The following is a 22,306-nucleotide window of genomic DNA, read 5'->3' as shown; positions in this document are numbered from 1 at the left end:
CCGGATGCAGGAGCAAGCGGTTTTGCCTACTTTTCCCAAGAGAAAAGTAGGCCGCCGTAAAGGCGGAAGGGGCCGGCCGCGTCGCTGCATGGAATGGATAAGCCCGCAGACTCGACACCCAAGCCCAAGCCCAAGCCCAAGCCCAAGGAACCTAGTTCCCGGAATTCCGTGAAGAACCTTTTTTTTGCCTGCAGTTTGCGGATTGGCTTGCGGGCCCCATCGCCGGACGAGCTGGTGTCGCGTTGTGAGCCTCGCATCCGAGGGAACGCGTTCAGGTTCGATGAGCGCCAGATGACTTCGTATGCTCTTGTAGCCTCGAGCCTGGATGCGCTGGCGCAACCTGATGAGGCGGGAAGGTCCTGTTCCGAACGGATTACGAGGGGGTTGAAATGGATTTGGCAGCAATTGGATCGTTCAAGGCAAGGCTGCGTTCGCTGGGCGCAGGGTGCTCGGGCATGGTGGCGGTGACGAGGAAGCTGAGTGAATTCGACTCAGGCGGCTGGTTGGTCGTGGATGATGTTTGTGATGGAGGGGTCGTCGCTGAGCTGAATTTCCATTTCCTCGAAAGCAGAGGCAATCGTTTGCATTACAACATCACCAACGCCACGCCGGGGCCCTATCGAGGAGCCAAGCTGGGGATCAGTAGAAATGGCTTTCTGGGCTTGTACCACAATGCGTCCGTCACTGGATTCTGGAAGATAGAGTTGCTTGGAGGGAGTGCAGCCAAACCGCAAATCTATCTGCGCAACCATGAGGGGACGAGGGTAGGCTTCACGGTACGTCAGGAGAATATCTCCAGGAGCACTCCCGTGCTGGTCGAGCGGAGCTTTCTCAGTGTCACCGAATCTGTGCTGCGCTTCTGCCTCGAGGACATTGTCGAACTTTAAGCAAATGGAGTGCTGGGGTGCGATGCCGGTACAGTCATCGTGCAAAAGCCCCACCCGAAGGTGAGGCTTTGGTGTAGGGCAGCGTATCGGTTACAGGAACACGAACTTGGCAATGAAGATCGCAGTCAGTACCCACAGGCTGGCCGAGATTTCGCTGAAACGCCCGGTACCGGCCTTGAGCACCACATAAGTGATAAAGCCCAGGGCGATGCCGTCGGCGACCGAGAAGGTCAGCGGCATCATGATCGCGGTCACGATGGCCGGAATGCTGTCGGTGGCCTCGTCCCATTCGATGTGGGCCATGCTGCCCATCATCAGCATGGCGACGTAGATCAACGCACCGGCGGTGGCATAGGCGGGGATCATCCCGGCCAGCGGGGCGAAGAACATCGCCGCGATGAAGAACAGGCCGACCACCACTGCCGTAAGGCCCGTACGGCCACCGGCCGCGACACCGGCGGCACTTTCTACATAACTGGTCACCGGCGGCACACCCACCACCGCACCGAACACGCTCGAGGCACTGTCGGCCTTCAAGGCCCGCGACAGGTTTTCGATGCGCCCGTCGGCATTCACCAGGTTGGCCCGCTGGGCTACGCCCATTAGGGTGCCGGCGGTGTCGAACATGTGCACGAAGAGGAAGGCGAACACCACGGCGATCATGCTGACGTTGAACACACCCGCCACGTCCATCGCCATCCAGGTCGGTGCCAGGCTCGGCGGCAGCGAGAACAGGCCGCCGTATTCGACCAGCCCCAGGCCCCAGCCTGCCAGGGTCACGCTGATGATGCTGATCAGGATCGCGCCGAACACCCGGTGGTAGCTGAGCACCGCGATCATCAAGAAGCAGATGGCCGCAAGCAAAGGGCCAGGCTCGTGCAGGGAGCCGAGCTTGATCAGGGTTGCCGGGCTGTCGACGACAATCCCAGCGGTTTTAAGACCGATCAGTCCGAGAAACAATCCGACGCCGGCACCCATTGCATGACGCAGGCTCACCGGAATGCTGTTGAGCAGCCATTCGCGCACCCGCGACAAGGTCAGCAGCATGAACAGCACCCCGGAGACGAACACCGCGCCCAGTGCGGCCTCCCAGGTGTAGCCCATGGTCCCGACCACGGTATAGGTAAAGAAGGCGTTGAGCCCCATGCCCGGTGCCAGGCCGACCGGCCAGTTGGCGTACAGGCCCATCAGCAGGCAGCCCAGGGCGGCGGCGATGCAGGTGGCGACGAAGGCCGCACCGTGATCGATGCCGGCATCGGCCATGATGTTGGGGTTGACGAAGATGATGTAGGCCATGGTGATGAAGGTGGTCAACCCGGCGATCATTTCGGTCTTGACGGTGGTGCCATGTAGCTTGAGTTTGAAAATCCGCTCCAGCCAGCTCGTTTCGAGCGGTGGGGCAAGATCCAGCGTAGGGGCTTCGGATTTGCGGCTTTCCACAGCATGTACTCCTCAAGTCTTTTCTTGTTTTTCAGAGCCAGTCCTGCGCACGCACTGGGGGGCTCCACGAGGCGGGTGGGGTGGCAGTCGACCGGACTGTTTGTTGACTTCTGAGTCAGGAAGTTGCACGGATGGATTATGCGTTTGTATACAAAGAATGCAAATAATGTTTTCGTTGTTGTGCGCAGATAATTTCGCCGAGCAGCTATAAAGGCCATCACCCCCTGCAGAAATCGCTGCGGCTGTGTACAATGTGGTCATACCTTAATCGTTTAATTTTCTTACCAGGCCTTGCCTTTGCCCCGCTGACTGCTAATACAGACGGGGTCCGAATGGCGGATCTTTGTGCACGAGTGCCCATGAACGAACAGCTGCAACCTCTCAAGAAACCAGTGCGTACCGGCAAGGCCGGGCGCAGCGGTACCCAGGACGACATCGTCTACGCGCACATTTTCGAGGCCATTCTTGAGCAGCGCCTGGCGCCGGGTACCAAGTTGAGCGAGGAAGCGCTGGGCGAGATCTTCGGCGTCAGCCGCACCATCATTCGCCGCGCGCTGTCGCGCCTGGCCCATGAAAGCGTGGTGCTGCTGCGGCCCAACCGCGGTGCGGTGGTGGCCAGCCCCACGGTCGAGGAAGCCCGCCAGGTGTTTTTCTCCCGGCGCATGGTCGAGCGCGCCATCACCGAGCTTGCGGTCGCCCATGCCACGGTCGAGCAGCTCAACGAATTGCGCCAGATGGTGCGTGAAGAGCGCGACAGCTTCTCGCGCGGTGATCGGGGCGCCGGTATCCGCCTGTCCGGCGAATTCCACCTCAAGCTTGCGGAAGCGGCCGGCAATGCACCTTTGATCAGCTTCCAGCGCAGCCTGGTGTCGCAGACCTCGCTGATCATCGCCCAGTATGAAAGCGGCAACCGCTCGCATTGCTCCTACGACGAGCACATGCAGCTGATCGACGCCATCGAGGCCCGTGACCTCGACCGGGCGGTGAGCCTGATGATGCATCACATGGACCACATCGACAGCAAGCTGAATCTCGACGAGGACAGCGCCTCGGATGACCTGCATGCGGTGTTCTCGCACCTGTTGCAGACCAAGAAGCGTGGTGGGGTGGCGCCGGTAAAAGGTTGAGGCCAATAAAGACCGATCGCGGGGCAAGCCCGCTCCTACAGTAGGAGCGGGCTTGCCCCGCGATTTTTTTTTGCGTCGATTAGCGCTGGTGCACGCAGCGGCCGGCGGCGAAGGTCCGTTTGACGGTGCGGTCGTCACCCAGGGTCATCAGCACGAACAGCGTCTCGTCGATGCTGTTCGATTGCTGGATGCGGTAGTCCATCAAGGCGGTGGCCTTGTAGTCGAGGACCACGAAGTCAGCATCGTTGCCCGCTTGCAGGCTGCCGATGCGGTCGTCCAGGCTCAGCGCCCGGGCGCCGCCCAGGGTGGCCAGGTACAGCGACTTGAACGGGCTCAGGCGCGCGCCCTGCAGTTGCATGACCTTGTAGGCTTCATTCAGCGTATTGAGCAGCGAGAAACTGGTGCCGGCCCCCACGTCGGTACCCAGGCCGACCTTGACCTTGAATTTTTCGGCTTGCGGCAGGTTGAACAGGCCGCTGCCCAGGAACAGGTTGGAGGTCGGGCAGAAGGCCACGGCCGAGCCGGTTTCGGCCAGGCGCTGGCATTCCTCGTCGCACAGGTGCACGCCATGGGCGAACACCGAGCGCTCGCCGAGCAGCTGGAAGTGGTCGTAGACGTCGAGGTAGCCCTTGCGCTCGGGGAACAGTTCCTTGACCCAGTCGATCTCCTTGAGGTTTTCGCTCAGGTGGGTGTGCATGTACAGGTCAGGGAACTCGCCCAGCAGTTGCCCGGCCAGGGTCAGTTGCTCCGGGGTGCTGGTGGGCGCGAAGCGCGGGGTCACGGCGTAGTGCAGGCGCCCCTTGCCATGCCAGCGCTCGATCAGCGCCTTGCTTTCCAGGTAACCGGATTCAGCGGTGTCGGTCAGATAGTCCGGGGCATTGCGGTCCATCATCACCTTGCCGGCGATCATCCGCAGGTCCAGGCGCTGGGCCTCTTCGAAGAAGGCATCGACCGACTCGGGGTGCACGCTGCCGAACACCAGGGCGGTGGTGGTGCCGTTGCGCAGCAGTTCCTCGATGAAGATCTTCGCCACCTTGTCGGCGTGGGCCTTGTCGGCGAACTGCTTCTCGCAAGGGAAGGTGTAGGTGTTGAGCCAGTCCAGCAGCTGTTCGCCGTAGGAGCCGATCATGCCGGTCTGCGGGAAATGGATATGGGTGTCGATGAAGCCCGGGGTGATCAAGGCATCCTGGTGATGCTCGACCTCGATGTCGGCGGCCAGGGTCGGCAGTAGCTCGCTGGCATGGCCCAGGGCGCTGATCTTGCCGTTGTCGACCACCAGCAGGCCATCTTCGAAATACTGATAGGAGGCTTCGACGCCTACCTCGGCAGGGTCGGCGATGCTGTGCAGGATGGCGGCACGGTAGGCTTTGCGGGTTGCGCTCATAAGGCTCTCGTCATTGGGCTTGGCTGCGCCGTGAGGGCGGCAGCAGTTGGGCAATCGGGCCGGCGTTGGCAGCGGTGTCGTGCTGGCCGAAGCTGGCGTTGTAGGTGGCAATGATTTCCGCGGCGATGGACACGGCGATCTCGATCGGCAGCTTGCCTTTGACTTCGGCCAGGCCCATCGGGCAGCGCATGCGTTGCAGGCGCTCTTCGGCAAAGCCGCGCTCGCGCAGGCGGTGCTCGAACTTGACCCGTTTGGTCTTCGAGCCGATCAGGCCGAACCAGGTGAAGTCATTGCGTTTGAGGATGGCGGCGGTCAGTTCCAGGTCCAGCTGATGATTGTGGGTCATGACGATGCAGTAGCTGCCCACCGGCAGGTCGTCGACTTCATCGACCGGTTCTTCGCTGACAATCTTGCTGACCCCGGCGGGAATGCTCTCGGGGAATTCCTGCTCGCGCGAATCGATCCAGCGCACCCGGCAGGGCAGCGCGGCGAGCAAGGGTACCAGAGCGCGGCCGACATGGCCTGCGCCGAACACGGCGATCTGCGCCTGCACCTGGCCCATGGGCTCGAACAGCAGCACCGTGGCACCGCCGCAGCACTGGCCGAGGCTTGCGCCGAGGCTGAAGCGCTCCAGGTGCGGGGATTCGCGGCGCTCGGCGAGCATCTGCCGGGCGATCTTCATGGCCTTGTATTCCAGGTGGCCGCCGCCGATGGTGTCGAACAGCTGTTCGGCGCTGACTACCATTTTCGAGCCGGCGTTGCGCGGTGTCGAACCGCGCTCTTCGATGATGGTCACCAGTACGCAGGGTTCGCCACGGGACTGCAGGTCGGCGAGGGCGTTGATCCAGGTGTGCATATTCAGTTACCTATGGGGTGCCTGTTTCGGCCTCATCGCGGGGCAAGCCCGCTCCCACGGTCTGTAGGAGCGGGCTTGTCCCGCGATGGGCGCTAAGGTGCCACTGTCTCGACCTCGGCAGCCGGTTGGCGCGCCGCCATCACCTTGCGCATCTGTTCGCAACCCCAGAGCACCCGCTCAGGTGTCGCCGGCGCGTCGATCTTCGGCTGCACGCTGTAGTCGGCAAGGCTGGCCACTGCGTCCTTGATCGCGCACCAGGGAGCGATGCCGAGCATGAACGGCGGCTCGCCCACGGCCTTGGAATGGAACACCGTGTCTTCCGGGTTCTTGCGGTTTTCCACCAGCTTCACCCGCAAATCCACCGGCATGTCGGCCACCGCCGGGATCTTGTAGCTGGCCGGGCCGTTGGTCATCAGCTTGCCCTTGGCGTTCCATACCAGCTCTTCGGTGGTCAGCCAGCCCATGCCCTGGATGTAGCCGCCTTCGACCTGGCCGATGTCGATGGCCGGGTTCAACGAGGCGCCGACGTCATGCAGGATGTCGGTGCGCAGCATCTTGTACTCGCCGGTCAGGGTGTCGACGATCACCTCGGCACAGGCGGCGCCGAAGGCGTAGTAGTAGAACGGCCGGCCACGCGCCTGGCTGCGGTCGTAGAAGATCTTCGGCGTACGGTAGAAACCGGTGCTCGACAGCGACACCTGGTTGAAATACGCCAGCTGGATCAAGGCCTCGAAGGACAGGATCTCGTCACGCACGCGCACATGGCCGTTGCGGAACTCGACGTCTTCCTCGGTCACCTTGTAGTGCCGTGCGGCGAACTCGACCAGCCGCTGCTTGATGATCTGCGCTGCGTTCTGTGCTGCCTTGCCGTTCAGGTCGGCGCCGCTGGAGGCTGCGGTCGGCGAGGTGTTGGGCACCTTGTCGGTGTTGGTTGCGGTGATCTGGATACGGCTGAAATCGACCTGGAACACTTCGGCCACCACTTGCGCCACCTTGGTGTTCAGGCCCTGGCCCATTTCGGTGCCGCCGTGGTTCAGGTGGATACTGCCGTCGGTGTAGATGTGCACCAGCGCGCCGGCCTGGTTGAGGAAGGTGGCGGTGAACGAAATACCGAACTTGACCGGCGTCAGCGCCAGGCCCTTCTTCAGGATCGGGCTGTTGGCGTTGAAGCGGCGGATCGATTCGCGGCGCTGTTTGTAGTCGGCGCTGGCTTCAAGCTCGGCGGTCATTTCCTCGAGCATGTTGTGCTCGACGGTCTGGTAGTAGTGGGTGACGTTGCGCTCGGTCTTGCCGTAGTAGTTGGCCTTGCGCACGTCCAGCGGGTCGAGCACCAGGTAGCGGGCGATGTTGTCCATCACCTCCTCGATGGCGACCATCCCCTGTGGGCCGCCGAAGCCGCGGTAGGCGGTGTTGGAGGCGGTGTTGGTCTTGCAGCGGTAGCCATTGACCGTGGCATCGCCCAGGTAATAGGCGTTGTCGGAGTGGAACATCGCCCGGTCGACGATGGACGCGGACAGGTCCGGCGAGTAGCCGCAGTTGCCGGCCAGGTCCAGGTTGATGCCGTGCAGGCGGCCGCTGTCGTCGAAGCCGACGTCATATTCGACGTAGAACGGGTGGCGCTTGCCGGTCATCAGCATGTCTTCGACGCGCGGCAGGCGCATCTTGGTCGGCTGGCCGGTCAGGCGCGCAATCACCGCGCACAGGCAAGCCGGGCTGGCCGCCTGGGTTTCCTTGCCGCCGAAGCCGCCACCCATGCGGCGCATGTCGACGACGATCTTGTGCATCGGTACGTCGAGCACTTCGGCGACCAGTTTCTGCACTTCGGTCGGGTTCTGGGTGGAGCAATAGACGATCATCCCGCCGTCTTCGGTGGGCATCACCGAGGAAATCTGGGTTTCCAGGTAGAAGTGTTCCTGGCCACCGATGTGCAGGGTGCCCTGCAGGCGGTGCGGTGCGCTGGCCAGCGCCGAGGCCGAGTCGCCGCGCTTGTGGGTGTGGGTGTCGAGCACAAAGTGTTTTTTGCGCAGGGCCTCGACCACGTCCAGTACCGGCTCCAGGTCTTCGTACTCGATGATCGCGGCCTGGGCGGCCCGACGTGCGGTATCCAGGTCGCAGGCAGCGACGGCGAGCACTGGCTGGCCGACGAACTCGACCACGTCGATGGCCAGCAGCGGATCGCCGGGCATGACCGCGCCGATGTCCTTGAGGCCCGGAATGTCTTCATGGGTGATGACGAGGCGCACACCTTCGATGGCGTAGCACGGGCTGGTGTCGATCTTCAGGATGCGCGCATGGGCGCGGTCCGACATCCGTGCATAGACGTGCAACTGGTTCGGGTATTCCAGGCGGTCGTCGATGTACACCGCCTCGCCGGCCACCTGCTTGTCGGCGCTGTCGTGCTTGAGGCTGCGGCCGACACCGGTGGTCAGGTCCTGGCGGAACAGTTCGGCCATTTCGGCCTGGGTCTTGGCGACGTGATGGTTAGACATATGCGGTCACCCGGGTCTCGATGTGCGGCGTTTGCAGTTCGATAAAGTATTTGCGCAGCAGGTTCTGGGCGCCGAGCAGGCGGTACTCCTTGCTGGCGCGGAAGTCCGAGAGCGGGGTGAAGTCTTCGCCCAGGGCCTGGCAGGCGCGCTCGAGGCTGGCCTGGTTCCAGGGCTTGCCGACCAGCGCCGCCTCGCAGGCGCGGGCCCGCTTCGGAATCGCCGCCATGCCGCCGAAGGCGATGCGTGCGGCTTGCACCACACCGTTCTCGATCTGCAGGTTGAACGCGGCGCACACCGCGGAAATATCGTCATCCAGTCGCTTGGACACTTTGTAGGCGCGGAACGCCCAGCCAGCGCGGGCCTTGGGCACGATGATCTTCTCGATGAACTCGCTCTCCTGGCGCGCGGTAATGCGGTAGTCGATGAAATAGTCTTCCAGTGCCAGGGTGCGGGTGCTCTGGCCCTTGCGCAGGACAATCTGCGCATCCAGGGCAATCAGCAGGGGCGGGGAGTCGCCGATCGGCGAGGCGTTGCCGATGTTGCCGCCCAGGGTGCCCTGGTTGCGGATCTGCAGGGAGGCGAAGCGGTGCAGCAGTTCGCCGAAGTCCGGGTACTCGTGGCTCAGGGCGTCGTAGCAATCGGTCAGCGGGGTGGCGGCGCCGATTTCCAGGTAGTCGTCCTGGCTGTCGATGCGCTTGAGTTCGGCGACGTTGCCGACATAGATCATCACTGGCAGGGTCTTGTGGAACTGGGTGACTTCCAGCGCCAGGTCGGTGCCGCCGGCCAGCAGGCGTGCTTCGGGGTGCGAGCCGTAGAGGTCGGCCAGGTCGGCCACGGTCAGCGGCACCAGGCAGCGCTTGTCGCCGCTGTTGAGCTCGCCGGTTTCGCTCGGGGCGATGGCTTTGAGGCGGGCGATGGTCTGGGTCTCGGCACTGTCGAACTGGTCGGGGCGGGCCTGGCAACACGCCTGTTCGGCGGCGTCGAGGATCGGCCGGTAGCCGGTGCAGCGGCAGAGGTTGCCGGCCAGGGCCTCCTGGGTCTTGTGCAGGTCAGGCGCGTCGATGTTCTTTTGCAGGGCGAACAGCGACATGACGAAGCCCGGCGTGCAGAAACCACACTGCGAACCATGGCAGTCGGCCATGGCCTGTTGCACGCTGTGCAGCTTGCCCTGGTGCTTGAGCCCTTCGACGCTGATCAGTTGCTTGCCGTGCAGCGACGAGACGAAGGTCAGGCAGGAGTTCAGGCTGCGGTAGCGGATGTGTTCGCGACCGCTGTCATCCTGCTCCAGTTCGCCGACCACCACAGTACAGGCGCCACAATCGCCGCTGGCGCAGCCTTCCTTGGTACCGGTCTTGCCCAGGTGTTCGCGCAGGTACTCGAGCACGGTCAGGTTGGGATCCAGGGCATGCTCACTGCGCAGCTCCTGGTTGAGTAGAAACTGGATCACGGGAAGGCCTCACACGCGGTTTATTGTTGTTGAGCGGACTGTAAGCAGACTTGATTTTCAGGTCAACAAATTTCTGACTTTAGGGTCAGGAAATTTTCCATGGCCGATCCCCCTGCTGCAGGTGCTTCTCTATAGAGCATAGTTCGGCCCCGCGCCCCCCGAATCTTTTGCATCCACAGTGCCAACTTCTGCCCTCTTGCCCCTGCGCGACGCAGGGGCAAGTGCGCTACAATCCGCCCCTTGTACACAGCTCAATGATTTTGAAGGAAAACCATGACGTTCAAGGCGCCGGACAGTCTCTCCGAGCAAATTGCCCATTACCTGGCCGAGCGGATCATTCGCGGCGAGCTCAAGCCCGCCGAGCGGATCCAGGAGCAGAAGGTCACCCAGGCATTGAATGTCAGTCGCGGTTCGGTGCGAGAGGCCCTGCTGATCCTCGAACGTCGCCATCTGGTGACCATCCTGCCGCGTCGTGGCGCCCATGTGACCGAACTCGACGCCCATGGCGTGCGCAGCCTGTGCACCCTGATGGCCGAGTTCTACATCCTGCTGGGCAACGCCGTGGCCCTGGGCTGGCGCCTGCAGGGCGACCTGCTGCCGTTTCTCACCATCCAGCAGCGTTTGACCTCCGCCTGCGAGCGCGAAGACATCAAGTCCTTCGTCGAAGAGAGCTTTGCCGTGATGCGCGCGGCCTATCCGTTCGCCGACAACCCCTACCTGCAGGAAACCGTGGAAAACCTGCAGCCGGCCATGAGTCGCGCCTATTACCTGGCGCTGGACCAGCGCAAGGCCGAGATGAGCGACTTCCTGGCGTTGTTCGCCAACCTGCTCGACGCCGTGGTAGCCCGTGACCAGGCGCGTATCCGCACGGTGCTGGTCGAGTATTGCCAGCGCAGCTGCGAGCTGGTGCTGGCGGCCCTGGCGACTGCCTGAGCATGCGCCTCAAGTGCATTCGCCTGGCCGGGTTCAAGTCGTTCGTCGACCCGACCACGGTCAACTTCCCCAGCAACATGGCCGCCGTCGTCGGCCCCAATGGTTGCGGCAAGTCCAACATCATCGATGCGGTGCGCTGGGTGATGGGCGAAAGCTCGGCCAAGAACCTGCGTGGCGAGTCGATGACCGACGTCATCTTCAACGGCTCCACCAGCCGCAAGCCGGTGAGCCAGGCCAGCATCGAACTGGTATTCGACAATTCCGATAGCACCCTGGTCGGCGAGTACGCCGCCTATGCGGAAATCTCCATTCGTCGCAAAGTGACCCGCGACGGGCAGAACACCTATTACCTCAATGGCACCAAGTGCCGTCGTCGTGACATCACCGACATTTTTCTCGGAACCGGCCTGGGCCCGCGCAGCTACTCGATCATCGAGCAGGGGATGATCTCCAAGCTGATCGAGGCCAAGCCCGAGGATCTGCGCAACTTCATCGAAGAAGCGGCCGGCATCTCCAAGTACAAGGAACGCCGGCGCGAAACCGAGAACCGCATTCGCCGCACCCATGAGAACCTCGAGCGCCTGACCGATCTGCGCGAAGAGCTGGAGCGCCAGCTCGAGCGCCTGCATCGCCAGGCCCAGGCCGCAGAGAAGTACAAGGAATACAAAGCCGAGGAGCGCCAGCTCAAGGCGCAGCTGTCGGCCTTGCGTTGGCAGGCCCTGGACCAGCAGGTCGGGCAGCGCGAGGCGGTGATCGGCGATCAGGAAGTGGCCTTCGAGGCCCTGATGGCCGAACAACGCAATGCCGACGCCAACATCGAGCGCCTGCGTGATGGCCACCATGAGCTGTCCGAGCGCTTCAACCTGGTGCAGGGACGCTTCTATTCGGTGGCCGGTGACATCGCCCGGGTCGAGCAGAGCATCCAGCATGGCCAGCAGCGCCTGCGCCAGTTGCAGGACGACTTCAAGGAAGCCGAGCGCGCGCGCCAGGAGACCGAGTCGCACCTGGGGCATGACCGCACGATGCTGGCGACCCTGGGCGAAGAGCTGGCCATGCTCGAACCCGAACAGGAAGTGACCCTGGCCGCGGCCGAAGAGTCCGCCGCCACCCTGGAAGACGCCGAAGCCACCATGCACGGCTGGCAGGAGCAGTGGGACAGCTTCAATACCCGCTCGGCCGAGCCGCGTCGGCAGGCCGAAGTGCAGCAAGCGCGAATCCAGCAGCTGGAACAAGCCCTGGAGCGCCTGGCCGAACGCCAGCGCAAGCTCGGCGAAGAGCGCGATCAGCTCAGCGCCGACCCGGAAGACGCGGCCATCGTCGAGCTGGCCGAACACGTGGCCACCAGCGAGCTGCGGCTTGAAGAATTGCAGCTCCAGGAACTGCAGGTGGTCGAGCAGCTTGAGTCGCTGCGCGAGCAGTTGCAGCAGGCGGTGCAGGCCCAGCAGCAGGCCCAGGGCGAGTTGCAGCGCCTGGGCGGGCGACTGGCATCGCTGGAAGCCTTGCAGCAGGCCGCACTGGAACCTGGTACCGGCACCGCGCAATGGCTGCGTGAGCAAGGGCTGGAGCAGCGCCCGCGCCTGGCCGAAGGCCTGCGGGTCGAGCCGGGCTGGGAGCTGGCGGTAGAAACCGTGTTGGGCGCCGACCTGCAGGCGGTGTTGGTCGATGACTTCGCCGGTCTTGATCTGGGAGCCTTCACCCAGGGCGATCTGCGCTTGCTCGATGCCTCTGCCGACGGTGCACGGATTGCGGGCAGCCTGCTCGACAAAGTCGAGGGACGCATCGATCTGGCGCCCTGGCTGGGGCAGGTGCGGCCGGTGGAAAACCTGGAGCAGGCCTTGGCCCTGCGCAGTCAGCTGGGCGACGGCCAGAGCCTGGTCAGTCGTGACGGCTACTGGGTCGGCCGGCATTTCCTGCGGGTCAATCGTGCCGGTGAGGCGCAGGGCGGCGTGCTGGCCCGAGGCCAGGAGATCGAGCGACTCGATCTTGAGCGCCAGGAACAGGAAGCCGCGCTGGAGTTGCTTGAATCCAGGCTGCAGGAACAGCGCGAGCAGCAACAGGCCCTTGAAGAGCAGCGCGAGCAGCTGCGCCGGCGCACCCAGGACGAAGCCCGCCAGCAAAGCGAGCTCAATGCCCGCTTGTCGGCGGGCAAGGCCAGGGCCGAGCAACTGAGCCTGCGTCGCCAGCGCCTGGAGGAGGAACTGGCCGAGCTGCAAGAGCAGCGTATGCTGGAAACCGAGAACCTCGGCGAGTCGCGCCTGCAACTGCAGGAAGCCCTCGACCTGATGGCCCAGGACACCGAACAACGTGAGTTGCTGCTGGCCCGGCGCGACAGCCTGCGCGAGCGCCTCGACCGGGTGCGCCAGGAAGCTCGCCAGCACAAGGACCACGGCCATCAATTGGCGGTGCGCCTGGGCTCCCTGCGCGCCCAGCACGACTCCACCCGCCAGGCCCTGGAGCGTTTGCAACAGCAAGCGGAACGTCTGACCGAGAAGCGCGAACAGCTCACTCTGAACCTGGAGGAGGGCGAGGCGCCGCTGGAAGAGTTGCGCCTGAAGCTCGAAGAACTGCTGGAAAAGCGCATGAGCGTGGATGACGAAATGCGTCAGGCCCGCCTGCACATGGATGAAGCCGACCGCGAACTGCGTGATGTGGAAAAACGCCGGACCCAGGCCGAGCAACAGGCGCAACTGCTGCGTGGCCAGCTGGAACAGCACCGCCTGGAGTGGCAAGGCCTGAGCGTGCGGCGCAAGACCCTGCAGGAACAGTTGCAGGCCGATGGCTATGACCTGCAGGGCGTGCTGGGCACATTGACCGAGGTGGCCTGCGAACAGGAGACCGAGCAGGAACTGGAGCGCCTCGATGGACGTATCCAGCGCCTGGGGGCGATCAACCTTGCGGCCATTGACGAGTACCAGCAGCAGTCCGAGCGCAAGCGTTACCTGGATGCCCAGGATGCCGACCTGGTCGAAGCCCTGGATACCCTGGAAAACGTCATTCGCAAGATCGACAAGGAAACCCGCAACCGCTTCAAGGATACCTTTGATCAGATAAATGCCGGATTACAGGCACTTTTCCCAAAAGTTTTCGGTGGCGGCAGTGCTTACCTGGAACTGACGGGCGAAGATCTACTCGATACAGGGGTGACGATCATGGCGCGGCCACCGGGCAAGAAGAACAGCACCATTCATTTGCTCTCGGGCGGTGAGAAGGCGCTGACCGCCCTGGCCCTGGTGTTTGCCATTTTCAAACTCAACCCGGCACCGTTCTGCATGCTCGATGAAGTCGATGCACCGCTGGACGATGCCAACGTCGGGCGTTACGCCCGACTGGTCAAGGAGATGAGTCAGACAGTGCAGTTCATCTATATCACCCACAACAAGATCGCCATGGAAATGGCCGAGCAATTGATGGGCGTGACCATGCATGAACCAGGCTGTTCACGTCTTGTTGCAGTCGATGTGGAGGAGGCGATGGCCATGGTCGACGCCTGATTGAGGCGATAAGGCGCGAACCTGCGGTAAATAGCCCTGTCAGTTACGACAGACGGTGTAAAGTTATCTTTGGTCGTGCTAGCTTAATGTCACTTATTTTCTTTGCGTGGGAAAACGCCTGTCAGAACATAGAGTTGGCGCCACGTCTTAAAGGGGTTTAAACCCTTTATTTTTCAGCATTTTTTACAGAGGCACGGGATTACATGGAAATCGGTCTGCGCGAGTGGCTGATCGTCATCGGCATCATTGTCATTGCCGGTATTCTTTTCGACGGCTGGCGTCGCATGCGTGGCGGCAAGGGCAAGTTGAAATTCCGCCTGGATCGCAGCTTCTCCAACCTGCCGGATGAAGAGGGTGGCGCCGAGGTGCTCGGCCCGTCACGGGTGCTCGATACCCACAAGGAGCCTGAGCTGGACGAGCATGACCTGCCGTCGATGAGTGCGCCTGCGCGTGACAACAACAGCAAGTCGAAAACCGCCAAGCGCAAGCGCGGTAACGAGCCGCAGCAGGGTGACCTGAACCTGGCCGCCGAGCCGCGTGAACCCGACCTGTTCGCCAATGTTGATGAAGATTTCCCCGAAGAAACCCGCAGCAACGGCGCAGGTTTCGGCACCGGCGAAGGTCGCGAGTTGCCACCGGTGGAAGAAGTGCTGGTGATCAGCGTGATTTCCCGCGACGAAGGCGGTTTCAAGGGCCCGGCGCTGCTGCAGAACATCCTCGAAAGCGGCCTGCGCTTCGGCGAAATGGACATCTTCCACCGCCACGAGAGCATGGCCGGTAACGGCGAGGTGCTGTTCTCCATGGCCAACGCGGTCAAGCCGGGAGTGTTCGACCTGGACGACATCGACCACTTCAGCACCCGCGCCGTGAGCTTCTTCCTCGGTCTGCCAGGGCCGCGCCATCCCAAGCAGGCCTTCGACGTGATGGTGGCTGCCGCCCGCAAGCTGGCCCATGAACTCAACGGTGAGCTCAAGGATGACCAGCGCAGCGTGATGACTGCCCAGACCATCGAGCACTACCGCCAGCGGATCGTCGAGTTCGAGCGCCGTGCGCTGACCCAGAAACGCTAAAAACGCATCGCGGGGCAAGCCCGCTCCCACAAGGGCCTGTAGGAGCGGGCTTGCCCCGCGATGAAGAACACGCAAGAGCAGCCCAGGCTGCTCTTTTGCTTTGCACGAGAACACCTTGATGACCGCCGAATCCCGAATCCTTGAACTGCGTGCCGAACTCGACCAGCACAACTACCGCTACTACGTGCTCGACGAGCCCAGCGTGCCGGATGCCGAGTACGACCGCCTGTTCAACGAACTCAAGGCCCTGGAAGCCGAGCACCCGCATCTGGTGACGGCCGACTCGCCGACTCAGCGCGTCGGTGGCGCGGCGCTGTCGGCGTTCAGCCAGGTGCGTCACGAAGTGCCGATGCTGAGCCTGGGCAACGCCTTCGAGGAAAACGACCTGCGCGAATTCGACCGCCGGGTTGTCGAAGGCCTGGATCTGCCCAGCGGCGACCTGTTCGGTGATGGCGCGGCGGTGGACTACAGCTGCGAGCCCAAGCTCGATGGCCTGGCGGTGAGCCTGCTGTACCGCGACGGGCAACTGGTGCAGGGCGCTACCCGTGGCGACGGCACCACCGGTGAAGACATCAGCGTCAACGTACGCACCGTACGCAACATTCCGCTGAAGCTGCAGGGCGAAGGCTGGCCGGCGGTGCTGGAGGTACGCGGCGAGGTGTACATGTCCAAGGCCGGCTTCGAGCGCCTGAACCAGACCCAGATCGAGCAGGGCGGCAAGACCTTCGCCAACCCGCGCAATGCCGCCGCCGGCAGCCTGCGCCAGCTGGATTCGAAGATCACCGCCAGCCGCCCGCTGGAGTTCTGCTGCTATGGCCTGGGCCAGGTCTCGGAGCCGGTGGGCGATACCCACATCGGCATTCTCGAGCAGCTCAAGGCCTGGGGCCTGCCGATCAGCCGCGAGCTGCGCCATGCGGCCGGGGTGGCTGAGTGCCTGGCGTACTACAAGGACATCGGCGAGCGACGCAATGACCTGCCGTACGAGATCGACGGCGTGGTGTTCAAGGTCAACAGCCTGGCCTCCCAGCGCGAACTGGGCTTCCGTGCCCGCGAGCCGCGCTGGGCGATTGCCCACAAGTTTCCGGCCATGGAAGAACTGACCGAAGTGCTGGACGTGGAGTTCCAGGTCGGCCGTACCGGCGCGGTGACCCCCGTGGCCCGGCTCAAGCCGGTCAAGGTCGCCGGCGTGACGGTGGCCAATGCCACCTTGCACAACATGGATGAAGTGGCGCGCCTGGGCTTGATGATCGGCGATACGGTGATCATCCGCCGGGCAGGCGATGTAATCCCCCAGGTCATGCAGGTGGTCAGCGAGCGGCGCCCCGCGGATGCGCGGCCGGTGCATATTCCTACGCAATGCCCGGTCTGCGGCTCGCAGGTCGAGCGCACCCAGTTGGTCAAGCGCAGCAAGGGCAAGGAAACCGTTACCGAAGGCGCCGTCTACCGCTGTGTCGGCCGCCTGGCCTGTGCCGCCCAACTCAAGCAGGCGATCATTCACTACGTGTCACGTCGGGCCATGGATATCGAAGGCCTGGGCGAGAAGAGCGTCGAGCAACTGGTCGATGAGGGCCTGATCCGCTCGCCCGCCGACCTGTACCAGTTGAGCTTCGAGCAGGTGGTCGACCTCGAAGGCTTTGCCGAGCTGTCGAGCAAGAACCTTCTGGCGGCCATCGAGGCCAGCAAGCGGCCAGGCCTTGCGCGTTTTATCTACGCCCTGGGCATTCCCGATGTCGGTGAGGAAACAGCCAAGGTCCTGGCACGTTCCCTGGGCTCGTTGCAGCGGGTCATGGCGGCACTGCCGCAAGTGCTGACCTACCTGCCGGATATCGGTCTGGAAGTGGCGCACGAGATCCACAGCTTCTTCGAGGACGAGCACAACCGCACGGTGATCGCCCAATTACTCGAGCGCGGCCTGCAGTTGCAGGACGAAGGCGAGCTGGGCGCTGAATTTGCCGCCAGCACCACCCTGGCCGGCTTGATCGCCAAGCTGGACATCCCTTCGGTTGGCCCGACTGGCGCCGAAAAGCTGGTGAGCAAACTCGACAGCCTGGAAAAGATCATCGCCGCCGACGGTATCGACTTGCGCCAGGCCCTGGCCGCCAAGCCGGCCGAGGCCGTGCGCAGCTTCTTCCAGGTGCCGGAAAATGCTGCCCTGGCCCTGGCGATCGAGGCGCAGTTGCGTGATTTCGGCATGCACTGGACAAGCGAGAAAAAGGTCGCGGCCGGCTTGCCGCTGGCCGGGCAGACCTGGGTGTTGACCGGCTCCCTGGAGCGCATGAGTCGCGATATCGCCAAGGACAAGCTGGAAAACCTCGGGGCCAAGGTCGCAGGCTCGGTCTCGGCCAAGACCCATTGTGTGGTCGCCGGTCCCGGCGCGGGCTCCAAGCTGGCCAAGGCCAATGAGCTGGGGCTCAAGGTGCTGGATGAGGATGCGTTTGTGAGCTTCCTGGGCGAGCACGGCATCGAGGCGTAAGCGCCGCCGTTCGATCAGCTGCGTGCTAACTATCTAACACCTGGTGTCGCCGGCCAGGCTCTAGCGTGGTGCTTTCAATTCGCAAGAAGGAGAAAGCACCATGTCCGATACACCTGAACTGCACGATGCCCTGGACTTTCATCAGGCCGTGCAGGCTGGCTTGCCTGTCTGGTTGCGCCAGGCCGACCCCAGGCTCCTGGCCGAGCTTGTCAATGATTTGCGCCAGAGTCGCCTGCACCGTGCCAGGGTCAAAAACCTGTTGAGTCCTCTGGCGCATCTGCCGGCGTTCGCCCGTACCGAGATGATCAAGGCCATGGCCCCAGTCTATGGTGGTGCCTTCGACCCACAGCGTGATCAGATCTGCCTGGTGAGTTTCGAGCCCGAGCTTATACCGAGCAAGCCAACTGAGATCGATTTAAGGCGCGTGGAAGTTCGGCGCAGCCTCCTGCAGGCCGCTCTGGATAACTTCGAAGCCGATGAGACTGAAGAGCAGGCCCTGGGGGCATACAGCTACCTGCTGATCAACGGCAAAAGAGTCGCCAGTCGCCCCGAAGACTTCGCCCGTCGTTGCCGTGAGCTGGATCTGGGCGGGCGCTTTCAGGCGCAGCTTCGGCAATTGTTCCAGCCGGCTGATGGCCCGGGGGAAGACAAGGGCACAGGAGCCAAGCGTGTTCACGCTTTGCTTGAGGAGCAGCGCCGATTCGACATGCGGGTGGCGGCCAGCCTGGCCTATCTGAGGGGGGACCTGACAGAGTTGGGGTTTCGCCTGATGCAAAACCTCGCCGTGAAAGGCGGGCGCTACCGAGTGGAGAATATTGTCGTACAGGTTTTCCGGCCCAGGATCTTTGGTGTTGCACTGCGCGAAGTGCTGGTCATTGCGCAGGGCAAGCAGAAGTTCAAGACCCTAGGCCAGGCGGATAGCCTGCTGCTGTACATCCCGGGGGAAAAACAAGGCGCCTTGCGAGAATATGCCAGCGTGCAAGAGCTGGCCCAGGATTGGCTGCAACGCCTGGCCGTACCGGGATTCTCTGAATTTGTCCTGCGGTTTGTCTCGGTTCATGAACGGGCGCAGTTGCAAGCCGAGTTTGAATCCAGGTTGTCGCAAGCGCTCGAGCAGGGTGAGCTGAGCATCGACTATGAGTCGCAGGCATTCGATCGACAGCTGTTCAGGCTCCAGGTGACAGCGCAATTGTTCGCACTGTCGGACGATGCCAGGAGACTGGCGGTTCCGACTGCGGTGGTCGATGCGCAAGCGCGTCAGCGTCGCCTCGAGTGGTATGAGGCTGCCGGTCTGGATGTGCTGGCTGTTGCTGGTTTGCTGGTCCCGGCGGTGGGGCAGATTCTGCTGGGCGTGGCCGCTGTCGACCTGGCCCACGAGGTGTACGAAGGCTTCCATGCCTGGCGTGCGGATCATCATGAGGAAGCGATAGAACACCTGGAACGAGCCCTGGAGCAGGTGGCCGGTGTCGTAGCATTGGGGACGTTGGGGCTGGCCGCGCAAGGCCTGCTGCGCGCCTCGGGATTCATGGGCCAGCTGCACGTGGTACGTCTGGACAGTGGTGAGGCGCGTCTATGGCATCCAGAGTTGTCTGCCTATCGTCAGCCTAGCTCGAGTGGGTCGGGGGTGCCGGGTGAACATCCGGGCTTGTTCGACTTCGCGGGGCGTTCGTTCCTGCGCCACCGTGGAGGCAACTACGCCGTTGCCAGGGGGCAGGAGGGCTGGCGGATCCAGCCGGCCGATGTTCATCAGCGTTACGCGCCGCCGTTGGTGCACAACGGCGATGGCGGTTGGTTGCACGAGGGCGAATCACCCTGGCAGTGGACCGATCCGGTGGCGCTGGCCAGGCGTCTTGGACACTATGCCGAGGGGCTTTCCGATTACCGGGTTGGCCAGGTGCTGGCAGCGAGCGGATATGACTCTGATGCGCTTCGACAGGTGATACTGGAGCATTCGCCCGTACCCGCATTGCTGGCCGATGCGTTCGAGCAACTCGTTAGCGTGCGGTTGCCCGTCGCCGAAGTGTCCTCCAGGTCGACGCTGTTGTTGCGCAGCAGTTTTGCACAACTGTCCCCGCGAGCCGTTCACCAGTTGACTGAATCGGCGACGGATATCGAGCGGCAATTCATTGCCCGTCGTGGGTTATTGCCCGCAACACTTGTCGAAAAGGCCACACGGATGCAGCGGGAACTGCGCCTGGGTCGTGCCTTGCTAGGCTTCCTCCCGCCCGCGACGGCAGGCGTGGATACCGCTCGCCTGGCAGTCCACCTTGTGCCGCAATTGCCGGGTTGGCCGGCGGGAGAGGTGCTGTCCATTTCCTCGGCGTCACTCGAGGACGTTGCCAGGGGGCATGGCAATGTCCTTGAAAACCTTTTCCGCGCACTTCCCCTATCGTTGCAAACGCAGTTGGAGAATGCGCAAAACCTGGGTGAGCAACTGGCGAGCCGCGCACTCATGCAGCGCAGGCAGTGTGCACAGCTGCTTGGCCTGCAGATGGAGGTGCCCTGGTGGCGTGCGCCTGGGCTGCTCGCAGATGGCAGGATTGGCTATGCCCTGAGCGGGAGAGGGCGGCTGGCGGCCATCCATCCCTCGCGCTCCGGGCAGGTGCGGGCGCTATATCCGGGGATGAGCGATGGCGAAATCGACGCATTGGTAGTGGACGTGCAGGAGCGAGGCCTGTCCCTTGGCGACTACCTGGCCCAGCGCAAGCATGAACTCACTGTGCTTGAGGCCACCCTGCGCAGTTGGGAGGCCGACGCTGACGGGCTTGAGCTGCTTGAGGCACGCAAGCGAGTGAGTCGAAAGATCCACCGGGCCTGGAGCCGCCAGTCAGAACGTGCCTACGATGCGCAAGGTGTAGCCTATGGTTTGCGCCTGGATTTTCGTGGTGCGCGGATTGGTGAACTGCCGGCGCTGGAGGATTGCTCGTTCGAGTCGGTGGTCGAGCTGACGTTGACCGACATGGACTTGTCCAGCGTGCCCGAGGGGTTTTTCGGGCAGTTTCCCGACCTTCAGCACCTGTCGCTCGATCACAACAGGCTGGAGCGCTTGCCTGACGGGATCGTATCGCGGACGGCGTTGAAATCCCTTAACCTGGCGCATAACCGCTTGAGTCTTGCCGGGCAGCCACAGTACCTGCTGGCAGGTCTGGCACGCCTGGAAGTGCTGACCCTTGCCGACAACCCGCTGACCGTTGCCCCTGACCTGGGGGGCATGCCCTTGCTGCGGCGGGTGCAACTGCAAGGCTGTCAACTCGAAACCTTGCCGTCGGGCCTGGTGACCCGGGGGCTGCTGGAGTTGGCCGACCTGCGCGACAACCGGATCGCAGTGTTGCCGATGGAACTGGCCAGCATCCCACGTGTCCGGGCGCACTGCGTGCTGCTGGCGGATAACCCGCTGCAAGCCGACAGCCTGCGTATGCTTCAGGATTATGCATTGCGTACCGGTGCCAATCTGGGTGGCCTGACGGAGCGTCATCCTGCTCTCCAGCAAGCGAGATACTACTGGCTTGAGTTGTTGACCGGGGACATTCGCGGGCAGCGGGCGCAGCAGTGGGCGACGCTGGAGCATGAAAGCGGCGCACCGGCATTCTTCGACCTGCTTGCCCGTCTCGGTGAAACGGCCGATTACAGGTTGGCCCGAGACGACCTGCAGCGACGGGTCTGGGCATTGTTCGATGAGGCCTGGAGCAGTGCTCGACTGCGCGGAGAACTCTTCGACCTGGCGGCCAGCGATGTCACCTGTGGCGATAGCGTGGCGCTGCACTTCAGTGCCCTTGAGGTACGCATGCTGGTGCACAAGGCGGGCGCCCAGGCGCTCGATGCCCATGACGGCGCGCCCCTGCTCGACCTGGCCCTGGGGTTGTTTCGCCTTGAGCGCCTTGACGCCTTCGCCGATGAAGAGCTGGCAAGCAGGCCACTGCTGGCGGATCGGGCGCGCGACCAGGTGGAAGTTCGCCTGGTCTATCGCCTGGCGCTGGCCCGCGCTCTGGAGTTGCCCGGGCAGCCGCGAGCGATGCTGTACCCCGATTGGGCCGGAGTGACGCAAACTTCGATCGATCAGGCGCAGGCTCAGGTGCTGGCGGATGAGCAGACTGTGCTGCTGCCTCGCTTCATTGAGTCGCGTGATTTCTGGCAGCAGTTCCTGCGCACCCGGTACGCGGCGCGCTTCACGGCCATGGATGCACCGTTCCGTCGGCAGCTGGAATGGGCCGAGGTGCGCGATAGCCAGTACTACCGCGAGGTGCAACGTATCAGTGCGGCACGGCAGCGGGCGTTCGACGACCTGGTGCATGAGCTGACACTGGCGGAGCGGGCGCAAAAGCCCGGGCAATCGCCAAGTCATTGAGTAATGATGAGTTTTTATCAATTAAGGGTTGTAACTTGGCTTGATGCCGGTACAATGGCGCGGCTCATCGCCAGATGAGCTGCGTTATGGTGGCCCCATCGGTCCCCCCGCATTGATTACCCGTTAACCTGGTCAGGCCCGGAAGGGAGCAGCCATAGCGGGAACATCGAGTGCCGGGGTGTGGCTGGTGGGGCCGCCACCCATTACGCCTGATGGCGCTCAGTATCTCTCTCCTGTTCTGTACTTCGATAGCATTGCCCTGCAAGTTGCCTGCGCGTGCATGACTGTCGGCACTCGTCCATCGCCTGGCAATATTCTTGTACCGCAGCAATCGATTGGCCAGCCCGTAGTGTCTGTGACATGG

12 protein-coding genes and 1 other RNA gene are annotated in these 22,306 nt (G+C 63.0%); 8 read left to right on the top strand and 5 right to left on the bottom strand.

The features are described 5' to 3' along the window. Positions 1–389 precede the first annotated feature (389 nt). A complete protein-coding gene (locus tag M2D63_RS08410) occupies positions 390–887 on the top strand; it encodes a hypothetical protein (RefSeq protein WP_285862396.1) in 498 nt (165 codons plus the stop codon). A gap of 90 nt (positions 888–977) precedes the next feature. On the opposite strand, the gene M2D63_RS08405 is transcribed toward M2D63_RS08410, so the two are convergent. Beyond that, complete coding sequence (locus M2D63_RS08405) at positions 978–2,327, bottom strand: NCS2 family permease (protein WP_403050067.1); 1,350 nt, start codon at positions 2,325–2,327, stop codon at positions 978–980. Positions 2,328–2,686: 359 nt separating this feature from the next. Here M2D63_RS08405 and M2D63_RS08400 point away from each other — a divergent pair, with 359 nt between their 5' ends. Further along, a complete protein-coding gene (locus M2D63_RS08400) occupies positions 2,687–3,454 on the top strand; it encodes a GntR family transcriptional regulator (protein WP_285862395.1) in 768 nt (255 codons plus the stop codon). 79 nt (positions 3,455–3,533) lie between these two features. On the opposite strand, the gene guaD is transcribed toward M2D63_RS08400, so the two are convergent. The 4 genes from guaD to xdhA all read right to left on the bottom strand — a co-directional run bounded on the left by guaD (position 3,534) and on the right by xdhA (position 9,630). Beyond that, positions 3,534–4,838, bottom strand: a complete 1,305-nt coding sequence (gene guaD, locus M2D63_RS08395; RefSeq protein ID WP_285862394.1) for a guanine deaminase — start codon at positions 4,836–4,838, stop codon at positions 3,534–3,536. A gap of 10 nt (positions 4,839–4,848) precedes the next feature. Then, positions 4,849–5,694, bottom strand: a complete 846-nt coding sequence (gene xdhC, locus M2D63_RS08390) for a xanthine dehydrogenase accessory protein XdhC (RefSeq protein ID WP_285862392.1) — start codon at positions 5,692–5,694, stop codon at positions 4,849–4,851. 92 nt (positions 5,695–5,786) lie between these two features. Continuing rightward, positions 5,787–8,183: a xanthine dehydrogenase molybdopterin binding subunit gene (xdhB, locus tag M2D63_RS08385; RefSeq protein WP_285862390.1), complete on the bottom strand. Its 2,397-nt coding sequence runs from the start codon at positions 8,181–8,183 to the stop codon at positions 5,787–5,789. Beyond that, positions 8,176–9,630 carry a xanthine dehydrogenase small subunit gene (gene xdhA, locus M2D63_RS08380; protein WP_285862388.1) on the bottom strand — a complete coding sequence of 485 codons (1,455 nt, stop codon included), beginning with the start codon at positions 9,628–9,630 and terminating at the stop codon, positions 8,176–8,178. Before xdhA ends, xdhB begins: the two co-directional genes overlap by 8 nt. 273 nt (positions 9,631–9,903) lie before the next feature. Here xdhA and M2D63_RS08375 point away from each other — a divergent pair, with 273 nt between their 5' ends. The 6 genes from M2D63_RS08375 to ffs all read left to right on the top strand — a co-directional run bounded on the left by M2D63_RS08375 (position 9,904) and on the right by ffs (position 22,135). After that, positions 9,904–10,563, top strand: a complete 660-nt coding sequence (locus M2D63_RS08375; protein ID WP_285862386.1) for a GntR family transcriptional regulator — start codon at positions 9,904–9,906, stop codon at positions 10,561–10,563. A 2-nt stretch (positions 10,564–10,565) separates the two neighbouring features. Further along, positions 10,566–14,054 carry a chromosome segregation protein SMC gene (gene smc, locus M2D63_RS08370; protein WP_285862384.1) on the top strand — a complete coding sequence of 1,163 codons (3,489 nt, stop codon included), beginning with the start codon at positions 10,566–10,568 and terminating at the stop codon, positions 14,052–14,054. Positions 14,055–14,257: 203 nt separating this feature from the next. Beyond that, positions 14,258–15,124: a cell division protein ZipA gene (zipA, locus tag M2D63_RS08365; RefSeq protein WP_285862382.1), complete on the top strand. Its 867-nt coding sequence runs from the start codon at positions 14,258–14,260 to the stop codon at positions 15,122–15,124. Positions 15,125–15,242: 118 nt separating this feature from the next. Beyond that, positions 15,243–17,597 carry an NAD-dependent DNA ligase LigA gene (gene ligA, locus M2D63_RS08360; RefSeq protein WP_285862381.1) on the top strand — a complete coding sequence of 785 codons (2,355 nt, stop codon included), beginning with the start codon at positions 15,243–15,245 and terminating at the stop codon, positions 17,595–17,597. A gap of 100 nt (positions 17,598–17,697) precedes the next feature. After that, positions 17,698–21,942, top strand: a complete 4,245-nt coding sequence (locus M2D63_RS08355; RefSeq protein WP_285862380.1) for an NEL-type E3 ubiquitin ligase domain-containing protein — start codon at positions 17,698–17,700, stop codon at positions 21,940–21,942. Positions 21,943–22,038: 96 nt separating this feature from the next. Then, positions 22,039–22,135: signal recognition particle sRNA small type (ffs, locus tag M2D63_RS08350), an RNA gene on the top strand. The last annotated feature ends 171 nt before the right edge of the window (positions 22,136–22,306 follow it).

This window comes from Pseudomonas sp. BJa5, assembly GCF_030272875.2.
In the GTDB taxonomy this organism is placed as follows: domain Bacteria; phylum Pseudomonadota; class Gammaproteobacteria; order Pseudomonadales; family Pseudomonadaceae; genus Aquipseudomonas.
Note: the sequence above shows the minus strand (reverse complement) of the source record. Positions and strands in the feature narration are given on the sequence as shown.

Excerpts from the sequence above, each read along its gene's own strand:
- M2D63_RS08410 (WP_285862396.1), top strand. The coding sequence starts at position 390 with ATGGATTTGGCAGCAATTGGATCGTTCAAGGCAAGGCTGCGTTCGCTG.
- M2D63_RS08400 (WP_285862395.1), top strand. The coding sequence starts at position 2,687 with ATGAACGAACAGCTGCAACCTCTCAAGAAACCAGTGCGTACCGGCAAG.
- guaD (WP_285862394.1), bottom strand. The coding sequence starts at position 4,838 with ATGAGCGCAACCCGCAAAGCCTACCGTGCCGCCATCCTGCACAGCATC.
- xdhC (WP_285862392.1), bottom strand. The coding sequence starts at position 5,694 with ATGCACACCTGGATCAACGCCCTCGCCGACCTGCAGTCCCGTGGCGAA.
- xdhB (WP_285862390.1), bottom strand. The coding sequence starts at position 8,183 with ATGTCTAACCATCACGTCGCCAAGACCCAGGCCGAAATGGCCGAACTG.
- M2D63_RS08375 (WP_285862386.1), top strand. The coding sequence starts at position 9,904 with ATGACGTTCAAGGCGCCGGACAGTCTCTCCGAGCAAATTGCCCATTAC.
- smc (WP_285862384.1), top strand. The coding sequence starts at position 10,566 with ATGCGCCTCAAGTGCATTCGCCTGGCCGGGTTCAAGTCGTTCGTCGAC.
- zipA (WP_285862382.1), top strand. The coding sequence starts at position 14,258 with ATGGAAATCGGTCTGCGCGAGTGGCTGATCGTCATCGGCATCATTGTC.
- ligA (WP_285862381.1), top strand. The coding sequence starts at position 15,243 with ATGACCGCCGAATCCCGAATCCTTGAACTGCGTGCCGAACTCGACCAG.
- M2D63_RS08355 (WP_285862380.1), top strand. The coding sequence starts at position 17,698 with ATGTCCGATACACCTGAACTGCACGATGCCCTGGACTTTCATCAGGCC.